The 14,739-nt window shown below is 73.6% G+C and carries 12 protein-coding genes; all 12 read right to left on the bottom strand.

All coding sequences use genetic code 11. From position 1 onward, the window contains the following. Positions 1-79: 79 nt before the first annotated feature. Positions 80-832: a cell division protein FtsQ/DivIB gene (locus tag ACW62_RS05640; protein WP_053203073.1), complete on the bottom strand. Its 753-nt coding sequence runs from the start codon at positions 830-832 to the stop codon at positions 80-82. Then, on the bottom strand, positions 829-2,241 hold the full coding sequence (gene murC, locus ACW62_RS05645; RefSeq protein ID WP_053203074.1) for a UDP-N-acetylmuramate--L-alanine ligase: 1,413 nt from the start codon (positions 2,239-2,241) through the stop codon (positions 829-831). The genes ACW62_RS05640 and murC overlap by 4 nt, the downstream gene beginning before the upstream one ends. Positions 2,242-2,245: 4 nt before the next feature. After that, positions 2,246-3,604 (bottom strand): UDP-N-acetylglucosamine--N-acetylmuramyl-(pentapeptide) pyrophosphoryl-undecaprenol N-acetylglucosamine transferase, encoded by a 1,359-nt coding sequence (locus ACW62_RS35095; RefSeq protein ID WP_053203075.1) that lies wholly within the window; start codon positions 3,602-3,604, stop codon positions 2,246-2,248. A gap of 88 nt (positions 3,605-3,692) precedes the next feature. Then, positions 3,693-4,937 carry a putative lipid II flippase FtsW gene (ftsW, locus tag ACW62_RS05655; RefSeq protein WP_053203076.1) on the bottom strand — a complete coding sequence of 415 codons (1,245 nt, stop codon included), beginning with the start codon at positions 4,935-4,937 and terminating at the stop codon, positions 3,693-3,695. After that, positions 4,934-6,373, bottom strand: a complete 1,440-nt coding sequence (gene murD, locus ACW62_RS05660) for a UDP-N-acetylmuramoyl-L-alanine--D-glutamate ligase (protein WP_053203148.1) — start codon at positions 6,371-6,373, stop codon at positions 4,934-4,936. Before murD ends, ftsW begins: the two co-directional genes overlap by 4 nt. Positions 6,374-6,408: 35 nt before the next feature. Continuing rightward, positions 6,409-7,470: a phospho-N-acetylmuramoyl-pentapeptide-transferase gene (gene mraY, locus ACW62_RS05665; protein ID WP_053203077.1), complete on the bottom strand. Its 1,062-nt coding sequence runs from the start codon at positions 7,468-7,470 to the stop codon at positions 6,409-6,411. Continuing rightward, a complete protein-coding gene (locus tag ACW62_RS05670; protein WP_053203078.1) occupies positions 7,467-8,855 on the bottom strand; it encodes a UDP-N-acetylmuramoyl-tripeptide--D-alanyl-D-alanine ligase in 1,389 nt (462 codons plus the stop codon). Before ACW62_RS05670 ends, mraY begins: the two co-directional genes overlap by 4 nt. Further along, complete coding sequence (locus ACW62_RS05675) at positions 8,852-10,363, bottom strand: UDP-N-acetylmuramoyl-L-alanyl-D-glutamate--2,6-diaminopimelate ligase (RefSeq protein WP_053203079.1); 1,512 nt, start codon at positions 10,361-10,363, stop codon at positions 8,852-8,854. Before ACW62_RS05675 ends, ACW62_RS05670 begins: the two co-directional genes overlap by 4 nt. A 19-nt stretch (positions 10,364-10,382) precedes the next feature. Next, positions 10,383-12,434 carry a peptidoglycan D,D-transpeptidase FtsI family protein gene (locus tag ACW62_RS05680; RefSeq protein WP_053203080.1) on the bottom strand — a complete coding sequence of 684 codons (2,052 nt, stop codon included), beginning with the start codon at positions 12,432-12,434 and terminating at the stop codon, positions 10,383-10,385. Next, a complete protein-coding gene (gene ftsL / locus ACW62_RS05685; protein ID WP_053203081.1) occupies positions 12,434-12,814 on the bottom strand; it encodes a cell division protein FtsL in 381 nt (126 codons plus the stop codon). Before ftsL ends, ACW62_RS05680 begins: the two co-directional genes overlap by 1 nt. Beyond that, positions 12,811-13,767: a 16S rRNA (cytosine(1402)-N(4))-methyltransferase RsmH gene (gene rsmH, locus ACW62_RS05690; RefSeq protein ID WP_083459259.1), complete on the bottom strand. Its 957-nt coding sequence runs from the start codon at positions 13,765-13,767 to the stop codon at positions 12,811-12,813. The genes ftsL and rsmH overlap by 4 nt, the downstream gene beginning before the upstream one ends. Positions 13,768-13,938: 171 nt before the next feature. Then, the gene (gene mraZ / locus ACW62_RS05695; protein WP_053203082.1) at positions 13,939-14,370 is read right to left on the bottom strand and encodes a division/cell wall cluster transcriptional repressor MraZ; all 432 of its coding nucleotides are present in this window, start codon (positions 14,368-14,370) and stop codon (positions 13,939-13,941) included. Positions 14,371-14,739 lie beyond the last annotated feature (369 nt).

Below are 14,739 nucleotides of genomic sequence, written 5' to 3' on the forward strand. Positions count from 1 at the left end.
CATGCCCCGGCCGGCCTACTCGGCGGGCCTGTGACCTGCCCAGACGCCGTCTGCCGCCAGCTTCCTCGCGAGTGGCGCGTCAGGGGTTGACGGCGGGATGCTCCGGCGCGGACACGTCGTACGACGATGGCGGCTCCTCCTGGGCATCGATCAGCGCCAGCAGCACGTCGGCCTTGCGATCGATGTCGTCGGCAGTGCCCCAGCGCACCTCCGCGCCGTCGGCGAGCCCGAGCCTGATGTCGGCCTCCGAGCGCGCCTCCACGGTGTCGACGAGGTCGTACAGCGAGTCGGGCAGCCCTGTCAGCACGGTCACGCCGGCCGCACGCACGGCGTCGTCGACGTCGGAGGACGAGTCGTCGCCGGGGGCGGTCAGCACGGGCAGGTCGTCCGGCCGCGAGTCCGAGGCGCCGAACAGGGCGCCGGTCTCGTCGACGTTCCACCACGAGCCCTCGGCCGACACCGCTGCCACCGGGACCCTCGGCGTCACGTCGATCGTCAGCGTCGACGGCCACGAGCGGCGGACGTCGACAGACGCGGCCTCGGGCAACTCGGCCACGCGGTCGGCGATGGCGCCGGTGTCGACCCGGGCCAGCGGCGTGCCCATGGGCGCGTCGGCCCGCGACAACACGTCCTCCGACAGCGACGACGGCACACCCTCGACCGATACCGACTTCACGGAGAGCACACTTGACCAGCCGACCAGCCACACCAGTCCCGACACCACGGCCAGGCCCAGCAACGCCAGCAGCAGGCCGAGCAGCCGCCGCAGCCGCTGTCGCCGGGCCCGCGCCGCGAAGAGCTGCGCGCTCGGTGACCGCGACGCAACGCTCATCGCGACCGTGCCGCCAGCACGTCGAGCACTTCCGGACCGATCAGCGTGACGTCACCGGCGCCGACGGTGAGCAGGATGTCGCCGGGCTCGGCCCGCGACGCCGCGAGCTCCGGCACCGCCGACCACGACTGCTCGAACACCACGTGCGACGGCGGCAGCGGCACGGCCGCGGCCACCAGCGCACCGGTGACGCCGGGCTCGGGGTCCTCGCGGGCTGCGTAGACGTCCATGACGATGACCTCGTCGGCCGCGCCGAGGGCGGTGCCGAACTCCGCCGCGAAGATCCGCGTCCGGCTGAACAGGTGCGGCTGGAACACCACGACGACGCGGCCCGGCCCGGCCACGCCGCGGGCGGCCGCCATCGCGGCGGCCACCTCGGTCGGGTGGTGGGAGTACTCGTCGTAGACGCGCACGCCGCCGGCCACGCCCTTGAGCTCGAACCGGCGCCGGGTCCCGGTGTAACCGGCCAGGCCGTCGAGCACGTCACCGGCCGGGAAGCCGAGGCCGAGCGCGGCGGTGAAGGCGGCGGCCGCGTTCAGCGCGTTGTGCCTGCCGGGCAGCTGCAACTGGATCCGCTCCTGCCGCCGGCCGCGGGCCACCAGCTCGAACGACACGCCGGGCCCGGCGATGTCCAGCGCGGTCACCCGCACGTCGGCGTCGCGCGACTCGCCGAAGGTGTGCACGACGACACCGCGCCGGGCGGCCCGCTCCCCCAAGGCGCGGGCACCAGGGTCGTCGGCGCAGACCACGAGGAAGCCGGAGACACAGTCGACGAACGCGTCGAAGGCGGCCTCGTACGCCTCCGGCGTGCCGTAGAAGTCGAGGTGGTCGGCCTCGACGTTGGTGACGATCGCCACCTCGGGCTCGTAGGCCAGGAACGACGCGTCGCTCTCGTCGGCCTCGGCGACGAAGATGTCGCCGCTGCCGTCGTGGGCGTTGGCGCCCGATTCGTTCAGGTTGCCGCCGATCGCGAACGAGGGGTCCGCGCCACAGTGCTGCAACGCGACCGTGATCATCGACGTCGTCGTGGTCTTGCCGTGCGTGCCGGCCACGGCGATCGCGCGCCGCCCGGCCATCACCGACGCCAGCGCGGCGGCCCGGGGCAGGATCGGCAGGCCACGCTCGCGCGCCTCGACGATCTCGGGATTGCTCTCGCGGATCGCCGTCGACACGACGACGGTCTCGGCGAGGCCGACGTTCGACGCGGCGTGGCCGACGTGCACCTCGGCGCCGAGCGCGCGCAAGCCGGCCAGGACGCCCGAATCCTTGGCGTCGCTGCCCGACACCGGCACTCCGCGGGCGAGGAGGATGCGGGCGATGCCGCTCATGCCGGCACCGCCGATGCCGACGAAGTGGACCCGGCCCAGCTTTTCCGCGGGCACGGTCCGCTCCGGTGGCGAGACGATCACGTGGTCAACCTCCGACGCTCTTCTGTGCAGCCGCGCGCCGGACCATCTCGACCAGGCGATCGTCGGCGTCGCGACGACCGAGAGTAGCCGCTGCGGCACCCATCGCGTCCAACCGAGCCCGATCGCCCAGCAGTGCGGTCACCTCCGCGGTCAACCACGACGAGGTCAGCTCACCGTCCGCGATCAGCACTCCGCCGCCCGCGGCGACGGTCGGAAGGGCGTTGAACCGCTGCTCCCCGTTGCCATGCGGAAGCGGGACGTAGACCGCCGGCAGCCCGACGGCGGCCAACTCGGCGCAGGTGATGGCGCCCGCCCGGCAGACGGCGAGGTCAGCGGCGGCGTAGGCGAGGTCCATCCGGTCGACGTAGGCCACGGGGACGTATCGAGGCTGCGACGCCGCGCTGGACCGGATCTCTGACCCGGGTTCGGACGGATGCGCCGCGCCGGGCCCCGTTGCGGGCGGCTCTGTTGCGGGCGGCTCTGTTGCGGGCGGCTGTGTTGCAGACGGCGCTGGCCCGGCGGTACCGGTCACGGCCGGACCCGTTGCGGCCGGGCCCGTTGCGGACTGCTCTCCCCCGGCCGGCCCAGTTGCGGACGCCCCTGTTGCGGGCGACTCTCCCCCGGTAGGTCCTCCGGCGACAGCGATGCCGTGCGCTGCGGCGGCCTGGGCGGCGGCGTCCACGTTGCCGCGTCCGACGGCGTGCAGGACCTGGAAGCCGGCGTCGAGGAGGGAGCGGAGGGCGCCGGCGGTCGCCTCGTTGATCCGGCGGGCGCCCTGGCTGCCGCCGAAGACCAGCAGGGTGGGCAGCGACGGGTCGAGGCCGAAGAAGTCACGCGCCTCGGCTCGGGTGGCGTCGCGGTCGAGGAGGGCGATCGAGCGGCGCAGCGGGATGCCGACGTGCTGGGCGTGCGGCAGCTCGATGCCGGGCGAAGCGACGCCGACGAAGGAGGTGAACCGGGCGCCGATGCGGTTGGCCAGGCCGGGCTTGGCGTTCGCCTCGTGCACGACGATCGGCACGCCGAGCCGCCGCGCCGCCACGTACGCGGGCAGCGCCACGTAGCCGCCGAAGCCGACGAGGACGTCGGCCTGGTGCGACCGCAGCACCTCGGTGGTCTGCCGGACGGAGGCGCGGACACGCATGGGCAGCCGCAGGAGCTCGGGCGTGGGGCGGCGGGGCAACGGGACGGGCGGGATCAGCGCGAGCTCGTACCCGCGCTCGGGAACCAGGCGGACCTCCAGTCCGCGCTCGGTCCCCAGCAACGTCACCTGCGCCTCCGGATCGGCGCGCCGCACCGCGTCGGCCGTCGCCAGGGCAGGTTCGATGTGCCCGGCGGTACCGCCGCCGGCCAGGACGACCTTCACCCGCAGATCCTCCCCGACCAGCGACGCTGCCGAAACACTCGCTCACGCGCCGGCGACGTCGCGCCGGCCTCACACCACGCCTGTGCCCTCACGCGCGGATCCTCCTCAACCGGCGGCGCTCCCGCCGTGCCTGCTTGCGGGCCGCCAGCGCCTCACGGGCACCGGGCTCCTCCTTGGCCAGCGCCATCAGGATCCCGACCGCGACGATGACGACGACCATGGAAGCGCCACCGTACGACACCAGCGGCAGCGGCACGCCGATGACCGGGAAGACGACGAGGACGCTGCCGAGATTGATGATCGCCTGGACGATCAGCCAGCCGGTGATGCCGGCCGCGGCCAGGCGGGTGAACGTGTCGGTGGTGCGCATGGCGATGCGGATGCCGGCGAACCCGAGCGCGAAGAACAGCCCGAGCACCATCAGCGCGCCGGGCAGCCCGAGCTCCTCGCCGAGGATGGAGAAAATGAAGTCAGTGTGCGCCTCGGGCAGCTGGCCCCACTTCAGCCGGCTCGCGCCGAGCCCGCTCCCCCACCAGCCGCCGGTGGCGAACGCATAAATGGAATTAGCGGCCTGGTAGCCGGTGCCGGAGAAGTCCGAGAACGGGTCGAGGAAGCTGACGACGCGCGACATGCGGTTCTCGGAGGCGGTGACGAAGTACGCACCCACCACACCCACCACCCCGAGCGCCAGCCCGAACAGCCACGTCGGCACGCCCACGACCCACAGCAGCGTCAGCACGATCGCCATCAGCACGAGCGCCGTGCCGAGGTCGTGCTGGCCGATCGTCAGCGCGACGATCGCGGCCGCCACCGGCACGAACGGGATCATCAGGTGCTTCCACTGCGTCAGCAGCCGGCCCTTCAACGCGAACATGCCGGCGCCCCAGACGATCAGCGCCAGTTTCGCCGGCTCGGACGGCTGGATGAGGAACGGTCCGCCGAGGTCGAGCCAGTTGGTGTTGCCGCCACGCGTGACGCCGAGGCCGGGCACGAACGTCAGCGTCAGCAGCATCGCCGCCACGACCAGCATCGGCAGCCCGAACCGGCGGATCAGCCGGGCCGACATCCGCGACGCGATCCAGGCCAGCGGCAGCGCGACGATGACCCACGCCAGCTGGCGGGCGAAGAAGTAGTACGGGTAGCCGAACTGCACCCGCGACATGACGCTCGAAGCCGAGAAGACCATGATCAGGCCGAGCACGAGCAGCAGGCCGGCCGACCCGAGCACCAGGTAGTACGAGGCGAGCGGACGCCGCAGCAGCCGGCGCAGCGACTCGGCCGCGGCCGTCCGGAGCGACCGCTCCGCGGGTGCGGCCCGATCGACCGTGCTCACGGCGTCGCGCGGCCGCCGGGTAGCCGTCGCACCGCATCAGCGAAGGCGTCGCCCCGGGCCGCGTAGTTGGCGAACATGTCCATGGACGCGCACGCCGGCGCCAGCAGCACGGTGTCGCCCGGCCGGGCGAGCCCGGCGGCGGCGGCCACGATGCGGTCCATGGCCTCATTGTCGGTGTCCGGAACGTCGACAACCGGTACATCCGGTGCGTGTCGTGCCAGCGCTTCGGCGATGACGGCGCGGTCGGCGCCCAGCAGGACGACCCCCCGCAGCCGCCCGCGCACGTCGCGCAGCAGCGAGTCGAACGACGCACCCTTGGCCAGCCCGCCCGCGATCCAGACGACGGAGTCGTACGCGGCCAGCGACGCGGCGGCGGCGTGCGGGTTGGTCGCCTTGGAGTCGTCGACGTAGGCGACGCCGTCGATGCCGGCGACAAGAGAGATCCGGTGCGGGTCCGGCGCGAAACCGCGCAGGCCGTCGCGGACGGCGACCGGCGGCACGCCGATCGAGCGGGCCAGCGCGGCCGCGGCGAGCGCGTTCGCGACGTTGTGCGGCGCGGCCGGCCGGACGTCGGAGACGGAGGCCAGCTCGGCGGCCGACGTCTGGCGTTCGGCGATGAACGCGCGGTCGACCAGGTACTCGTCGACGACGCCGACCATGCCGACCGACGGGATGCCCAGCGTGAACCCGATCGCCCGCGCACCTTCGCGCACGTCGGCGTCGCGGACCAGCTGCTCGGTCACGGGGTCGGCGACGTTGTAGACGCAGGCGGTCTCGACGCCGGCGTAGATGCGCCCCTTGTCGGCGGTGTACGCGTCCATCGAGCCGTGCCAGTCGACGTGGTCGGGCGCGATGTTGAGGACGGCGGCGGACCGCGCGGCCATCGAGTACGTCCAGTGCAACTGGTAGCTGGACAGCTCGACGGCGATGACGTCGTGGCCGCCGGGGTCCATGACGGCCGTCACGATGGGGTCGCCGACGTTCCCGGCGGCGGCCGCGCGCAGGCCGGACGCCCGCAGCATCGACGTCAGCATCCGCACGGTCGTCGTCTTGCCGTTGGTGCCGGTCAGCACGAGCCACGGGGTCGCGGGGTCGCGGATGCGCCAGGCCAGCTCGACCTCGCCCCAGATCGGGACGCCGGCGGCGGCCGCGGCGGCCAGCAGCGGCGACGACGGCTTCCACCCCGGCGACGTCACGACCAGCTGCGTCTCCGGCGGCAGGGTGGACGTGGAGCCGGGCCCCAGCGAGATCTGCGCGCCGAGGATGCGCAGGATGGTGGCGCGCTCCTGCTCGGCCGGGCCGTCGCGGTCCTCGAGGACGGTGACCTGCGCGCCGAGCTGGATCAGCGTGTCGGCGGCCGCGTACCCGGACACCCCGAACCCGGCGACGGTGACCCGGAGCTCGGCCCACGGGCTGTCCCGCTCGGCGGACGCCAGCCAGGACGGCGAACCAGCCCCGCCAACCGCACCGCTCACGCCGTCGCCACCCATTCGGCGTAGAAGAGGCCGAGGCCGAGCACCACGAACATGCCGGCGATGATCCAGAACCGGATGACGATGGTGACCTCACCCCAGCCCTTGAGCTCGAAGTGGTGTTGCAGCGGCGCCATCCGGAACAGCCGTTTCCCGCCGGAGATCTTGAACCAGCCGACCTGCAGCATGACCGACAGCGTGATCACCACGAACAGCCCGCCCAGCACGATGAGCAGGATCTCGGTGCGGGTGGTGATGGCCAGGCCGGCCAGCCCGCCGCCCAGCGCCAGCGACCCGGTGTCGCCCATGAAGATCTTCGCCGGCGAGGCGTTCCACCACAGGAACCCGAAACAGGCACCCACCATGGCCGCCGCCACGACGGCGAGGTCGAGCGGGTCGCGGACCTCGTAGCAGCTCGGCCCCGGCGCCACTCCGCACGACTGGTTCAGCTGCCACACGCCGATCAGTGTGTACGCGCCGAACACCATGACGGCCGCACCCGTGGCCAGGCCGTCCAGCCCGTCGGTCAGGTTCACCGCGTTGGAGAACCCGGAAATGAGGAACAGCGCCCACAGGACGAACACCGCGGCCGGCAGCACCCACGGCGTGTCGCGCAGCACCGACAGCGCCTGCGACGCCGGCGTGAGGTTCTGCTCGTCGGGGAAGTTGATGGCCAGGATCGCGAACACGACGGCGACGGAGATCTGCCCGGCCATCTTGGCGCGGCTGCGCAGGCCGAGGCTGCGCTGCTTCGAGATCTTGATCCAGTCGTCCAGGAACCCGACCACACCCAGGCCGACGACCAGGAACAGCACCAGCAGGCCGGACACCGTCGGCGGCGACGGCCGGACCAGGTGGGCGACGAAGTAGGCGATCACCGCCGCCACGATGATGACGGCGCCGCCCATGGTGGGGGTGCCGCGTTTGGTCTGGTGGTTCTCCGACAGCTCGTCGCGGATCGCCTGGCCGTAGCCGCGGCCGGTCAGCCAGCGGATCGCCAGCGGGGTGCCCAGGATCGACACCACGAGGCCGACGACGCCGGCCGTGAGGATGGAGATCACTTGTCCTCCACCAGCCGTTCGCCGAGGAAGCGCAGGCCGGCATCGCGAGACGACTTGACCAGGACGACGTCGCCGGGCCGCAGTTCGGCGCGGAGCAGGTCGAACGCGGCGTCGACGTCGGGCGCCCAGACCGACTCGCCGTCCCAGGACCCTTCGAGGGTGGCGCCCTGGTGGATCGCGCGGGCGCCGTCGCCGACGGCCACCAGCCGCGACACGTTCAGCCGGACCGCCAGCCGCCCGATCGCGTCGTGCTCGGCGATCGACGCCTCCCCGAGTTCGCGCATCTCGCCGAGGACGGCCCACGTCCGCCCCGGGCCGGACGGCCGGAGCGACACCAGCGTCTTCAGCGCCGCCCGCATCGACTCGGGGTTGGCGTTGTACGCGTCGTTGACGACGGTGACGCCGTCGGGCCGCTCGGTGACCTCCATGCGCCACCGCGACCGCGGCAGCGCCGCCGACAGCCGCGCCGCGACGTCGTCCAGCGGCAGCCCCAGCGCCAGTGCCGCACCGGCGACGGCCAGCGCGTTCGACACCTGGTGCTCGCCGACCAGCCGCAGCGACACGCGTGCCTCGCCGTCGGCCGTCACCACCCGGAACGACGCCCGGCCAGCGGCGTCGAGCGTCACGTCCTCGGCGCGGATGTCGGCGTGGACGGACTCACCGGCCATGACGACCCGCGCCTCGGTCTGCTCGGCCATGCGGCGCACGACGGGGTCGTCGGCGTTGAGCACGGCGGTGCCGGACGCGGGCAGCGCCTCGACCAGCTCGGCCTTCGTCCGGGCGATGGTCTCGCGGTCGCCGAACTCGCCGAGGTGGGCGCTGCCGACGTTCAGGACGATGCCGACGGACGGCGGCGCGATGCCGCACAGGTAGGCGATGTGCCCGGGACCGCGCGCGCCCAGCTCGGCGACCAGCGTGCGGGTCGACTCGTCGACGCGGAGCACGGTGAGCGGCACGCCGATCTCGCCGTTGTACGAGCCGGGCGGCGCGACCAGCGGCCCGAGCGGCTCGAGCACCTGCGCCAGCAGGTCCTTCGTCGTCGTCTTGCCGGACGACCCGGTGACGCCGATGACGGTGACCTGCGGGAGGCGGTCGAGGACGGCCCGGGCGAGCCGGCCGAACGCGATCTCGGTGTCGTCGACGACCACGGCGGGGACGCCGACCGGTCGCGCTGCCAGCACCGCCACGGCGCCGGCCTCGACAGCGGCGGCGGCGAAGTCGTGCCCGTCCCTCGCCTCGCCCTGCCGAGCCACGAACAGTCCGCCGGGCCCGAGCTCACGGGTGTCGGTCACCACCGGGCCGGTGACCCGGACGGCGGGGTCGGCGACGGCGTCCAGCCTGCCGCCAGTGGCCGAGGCGACCTCGGCCAAGGTGAGCGGGATCAACCCTGCAACTCCTCACTCCACCGCACCAGCTCCGCACGGAGCACGTCTCGATCGTCGAATGGATGCACGACGCCTGCGATCTCCTGACCTTGTTCATGCCCTTTACCGAGAACGACGACGGTGTCGTCGGGCCCGCGGGCGCTGCGCAGCGCCGCGCGGACCGCCTCGCGGCGGCCCCCCACCTCGAGGATCTCCCCCGCCCGCTCCGCGCCGGACGCCGCGTGGGCGCCGGCGACGACGGCGGCCCGGATGGCGGCCGCGTCCTCGGAACGGGGATTGTCGTCCGTGACGACGACGATGTCGGCGCCGCGCGCGGCAGCCGCCCCCATCAGCGGCCGCTTGTCGCGGTCGCGGTCTCCGCCGGCTCCGACGACGACGATCAGCCGGCCACGCGGGTGCAAAGCCTGCAGCACGTTGTCGATGGCGTCCGGCGTGTGCGCGAAGTCGACGACGGCGACCGGCGCACCGGCCGGGCCGGCGACCCGTTCCATCCGCCCCGGCACCCCCGGGCAGGCCGCCACGCCCTCGACCGCCGCGGCGACGTCGACGCCGGCGGCCCGCAGCATGGTGACGGCCAGCGCGGCGTTGGTGACGTTGAACTCGCCCGGGATCGGGACGCTCAGCTCGAGCTTGGCGCCGTCGGCCCCCGCCAGCGTGGCGCGGTCGCCGTAGCATTCGGCCTGCCAGTCGGCCTCGGCGGCGACGTGTGGCGGCGCGACCGTCAGCACGGGCAGCGGCGTCGACGCGGCCAGCCGGCGGCCGTACTCGTCGCCCACCACGACGACGGCGCGGCGCGCGTGCTCGGGCGTGAACAGCCGTGCCTTGGCGGCGAAGTAGTCGTCGAGGCCGCCGTGGAAGTCGAGGTGGTCCTGGCTGAGGTTGGTGAACCCGGCGACGTCGAACACGACGCCGTCGACCCGCCCGAACACCATGGCGTGGCTGGACACCTCCATGGCGCAGGCCGTGACGCCGCGCTCGCGCATGACGGCGAGCAGCGCGTGCACGTCGGTGGCCTCGGGGGTGGTGCGGATGCTGGCGATCCGCTCGTCGCCGACCCGGGTCTCGACGGTGCCGATCAGGCCCGTGACGTGCCCGGCGGCGCGCAGCCCGGACTCCAGCAGGTACGTCGTCGTGGTCTTGCCGTTGGTGCCGGTGACGCCGAGCATCAGCAGGTCACGCGCCGGGTGGCCGTACACCGTCGCGGCGATCTCGCCCAGCCGCGCCCGCGGGTCCGGCAGCCGCAGCACCGGAACGCCCGGCTCGCCGGCCAGCGCGACACCGTCGTCGTCGGTCATGATCGCCGCCGCTCCGGACGCCACCGCGGCGGCCGCGAACCGGGCGCCGTGCGTCACCGCGCCGGGCAGCGCCATGTAGAGGTCACCGGGCCGGACCTGCCGGGAGTCGTGTGTGACGCCCGTCACCAGCACGTCCGCCGGCGCCGCGGCGTCGAGCGCCGTCAGCGGCAACGGCGTGACGCGGCGGGGTCGCAGTCCTGGGCGGTCGGGCACGACAGAGCAATCTACTCGGTCAGTCGGCGAACAGTGGCACCTGCGGCGCCTCCGTGCCGGTCGGCGCCACACCGCCCTGCTCGAGCGCGAACCGCATGATGTCCGCGAAGGCCGGTCCGGCCAGCGCGCTTCCGGAGTTGCCGTTCTGCGGGTCGAACAGCGACACCACGACGACGTACTGCGGGTCGTCGGCGGGCGCGAAACCCATGAACGACGAGTTGTAGTCGGCGTAGCAGCCGCAGTCCGGGTCGACCCGCTGGGCCGTACCGGTCTTGCCGGCGACGCGGTAGCCGTCGACCAGCGCGGGCTTGCCGGTGCCGCCCTCGCCCATGACGGCCTCCATCATCAGGGTGACGTCGGCGGCGGCCTGCTCGCTGATCACCCGCTCCGGCGCGGACGGCTCCACCGGCGTCTCGCGGCCGTCGGCGCCGATCGTCGCCGAGATCAGCCGCGGGTCGACCCGCACGCCGCCGCTGGCGATGGTCGCGTACGCCGACGCCATCTGCACGGCGCTGACCGAGATGCCCTGGCCGAACGCCACGTTGTCGCGGGTGAGGTCGGTGAAGTCGTCGCCGGACGGCAGCCGGCCGCCGGTCTCGCCCGGCATCCCGAGGTCCGGCGCGGTGCCGAACCCGAACCGCCGCAGGTAGTCGTGGTAGACGTCCTTGTCCAGCGTCTCGGCGGCGAGGACGGTGCCGACGTTGCTCGACTTCGCGACGACGCCGGCCAGCGTCATTTGGTCCTCGCCGTGGCTGTAGTAGTCGTTGATGGTCTCGCCGCCGCGGCGGAGGTTGTCCGGGACGGAGAACACGGTGCTGTGGTCGGCCAGCCCCTGGTCGACCACAGCGGACATGGTGATCGGCTTGAACACCGAGCCCGGCTCGTAGGCGTCCTCGACGGCGGCGCTGCCGCGGTCGGCGGCCTCGGTCTTGCTCGGCTTGCTCGGGTCGAACGCGGGGGTCGCGGCCAGCGCGACGATCTCCTGCGTGTCGACGTCCATGACGACGGCGACGCCGTCGGCCGCCCCGGCGTTCGCGACCGCCTCGGCCAGCACCTGCTCGGTGTGCCACTGCACGTCGCCGTCCAGGGTCAGGCGCAGGCCGGTGCCGGCGACCGGCTGGCTGACGTGGTTCGCGGAGCTGTTCGGGATTCGGATGCCGCCCGGGCTGAACTGGTACGTCGCCTCGCCGTCGACGCCGGCCAGGCTCTTGTCCATCGACTGCTCCAGCCCGGTGAGGCCCAGGCCGTCGGCGCCGAGGAACCCGACGACGTTGCCGGCGACGGTGCCCGCCGGGTACTCGCGGGCGGCGGCGGTCTCGGCGGTGAACCCGCCCAGGCCGAGCCCGCGGATCTGCCGCCACGTCGCCCCCGGCGCCCCGCGCGCGAGGACGACGTACCGGTCGGAGCCGGTGAGGTCGCGCTGCAGGTCGGCGGCGGGCGTGCGGAGGATGCTCTCCAGTTGCAGCGCGTACGCGGCCGGGTTGGCCACCTGCGTCTGGTCGACCACCACGTCGTAGGCCTCGACGGTGCTGGCCAGCGGCTCGCCGTCGCGGTCGAGGATGACGCCGCGGTCGGCCCGCACCGGCACCGTCTTCAGCCCGATGGTGTTCGCGACGGCGGCGTACGTGGACGCGTCGATGCCCTGCAGCTGGATCAGCCGGCCGCCGAACAGCGAGAGGATCACGCAGACGCCGACCAGCGAGGCCCGCAGGCGCTTGCGCGGGTCGGCCAGCCGGACGGTGCGCGGCTGCTTGGGGGGCTTCGGCGGCTTGGGACGCTTGGGCGGCTTCGGCGGGCGCGGCGCGCCGGTCACCTTGGCGGCGCTCTTGCGCACGGGTTTCGCGGCGGCCGTCTTGCGGACCGGCTTGCGGGCCGGCTTGCGGGCCGGCTTGCTCGTGCCCTTCGCGGACGCCTTCGGCGCGGCCTTCGGTGCCGCCTTCGGGGCGGCCTTCGGGGCGGCCTTCGGCCTCGGCCGGGCGGCACGGCCCGCGGCCGTGCCTCGTCCCTCCGTGCCTCGTCCCGCCGTGCCTCGTCCGGCCGCTCCCCGGCCGTCCTGGCCCTTCGGCGGCATCAGCCGGCACCACCGGCGTCGGCCGGCGAGGAGCGCGGCAGCTCCAGGAACGTGGGTGTCTCCTCGGCCGGGACCATGCCCATGCGGGCGGCCTGGTCGGCCAGTGCGTCGGGCGCGCTGCGGCCGGCGACGCGGTCGGCGAGGTCGGTCTGCCGGTCGCGCAGCTCATCGGTGGTCGACTGCAGCTCGCCCAGCTCGAACGCGCCCTGCTGCAGGGCGGTGTTGAGGATCAGCAGCCCGATCAGGCCGACGCCGAGCACCAGCAGGACCAGCACGACGAACGGGGCGCGCGGCGCCCGGGAGGCGCGGCCCGGCACGCTGCGCAGGGACGGCCGGCGCGGCGCGGCGACCGGTGCGTAGGCGCGTTCGGCGGCGCTCATGCTGCCTCCCTGATCCGCTCGACCGCACGCAGCCGGGCCGACTGCGCGCGCGGGTTGGCGGCGATCTCGTCGCTGGTGGGCGGCTCGGAGCGGGTCAACAGCCGCAGCTCGGGCCGGTGCTGCGGCAGTTCGACCGGCAGCCCGGGCGGCGCCGAACTGGTCGTCCTCGCCGCGAACAGCTGCTTGACGATGCGGTCCTCCAGCGAGTGGTACGAGAGCACAACGATGCGCCCGCCCACCGCCAGCGCGTCGATGGCGGCCGGCAGCGCCCGCTCGAGCGTGTCCAGCTCGCCGTTGACCTCGATGCGCAGCGCCTGGAACGTCCGCTTCGCCGGGTTGCCGCCGGTGCGCCGGGCGGCCTGCGGGATGTTGTCGCGGATCAGCTCGACCAGCCGGGCGCTGGTGTCGAACGGCGCCCGTGTCCGCTCCCGCACGACCGCCGCCGCGATGCGCGACGCGAACCGCTCCTCGCCGTAGCGGCGCAGGATGCGGGCGAGGTCGGCCGCGGCGTAGGTGTTGAGCACCTCGGCCGCGGTGATGCCGGTGGACTGGTCCATCCGCATGTCCAACGGCGCGTCCTGCGAGTACGCGAACCCGCGCCCGGCCTCGTCCAGCTGAATGGACGAGACGCCGAGATCGAACAGGACGCCATGCACGCGCCGGATGCCGAGGCCCGCCAAGACGTCGGCGATCCGGTCGTAGACCGCGTGGACGCCGGTGAACCGGTCGCCGAACGGCGCCAGCCGCTCGGTCGCCCGGGCCAGCGCCTCGCGGTCGCGGTCGAGGCCCACCAGGTGGGCCGTCGAGCTGCGGGTCAGCAGTGCCTCGGCGTGCCCGCCGAGTCCGAGCGTGGTGTCGACGACGACGCGCGCCCCCTCCTCCTGGAGTGGCGGCGCGAGAAGCTCGACGACACGGTCGAGCAGCACCGGGACGTGCGCCCCCTGCTCAGTCATCGACACCCCCGCGTCTCTCGTCGTTGCCTCGCTCGTTGCCGGTCGCGGCTCGTACGACCAGGTCCCCGCCCGCTCGGGCTTGGCTGCCGGCTCTGCCGCTTGGCACCGGGGAAGTGGTGCCAAGAGGTGGAGCGGCCGGAGACCTCGTCGTGCGTGTCCACGCGACGGCGGTCAGAAGATGCCGGGCAGCACCTCCTCGGAGATGTCGGCGAACAAGGGTTCCTTCTCCGCCTGGTACGTCTCCCATGCCTGCTCGGACCAGATCTCCACCCGCGTCATCGCACCGACGACGGTGCACTCGCGCTCCAGGCCCGCGTACGTGCGCAGCCCCGGCGGGATGGTGATGCGGCCCTGCTTGTCCGGAACCTCGTCGCTGGCCCCCGCGGCCAGCATCCGGGCGAAGTCGCGCGTGCCCTTGTGCGTGATGGGCGCGGCGCGCAACTGCTCGGTGAACCGGAGGAACTCGGCCTGCGGCCACACGTAGAGACAGCGCTCCTGCCCTCGTGTGATCACGACGCCCTCCGCCAGCTCGTCCCGGAATTTCGCCGGGAGGATGAGCCGTCCTTTGTCGTCCAGCCGGGGCGTGTGGGTACCGAGGAACACGGCCCACCTCCCCGCTGTCCGAGCCGCCGGTCAGGTCGTTGACCGCCACATCGGACCACTCTTCCTCCACTGCCCGCCACTGTACTCCACTCTCCCCCACTTGCAACCACATTCGGCCCCGTTCCACCCCACGACGCCCCACGGCGGGTTTCGTCCCGGGGCCGCATCGGAGGGCGTCCGCACTGGTCAACGCCTTGCCGGGCCAGGTGGGGCGCGGAGTGGGGCGCGCGGGTGCCACGCGGCGGCGCCGGCCCGTGCCCGGAATGGACGCCCACACGTCACCCCTGGTCAGCGAGGCCCGCGCAGCGGGTGGAGCGCGGTGGTGGAGGGAAGTGGGGAACCGCCGGACGCGAGGGCCGGTGCCCGGCC

Origin of the sequence: Jiangella muralis, assembly GCF_001270745.1 — a bacterium.
GTDB classification, from domain to species: Bacteria; Actinomycetota; Actinomycetes; order Jiangellales; family Jiangellaceae; genus Jiangella; species Jiangella muralis.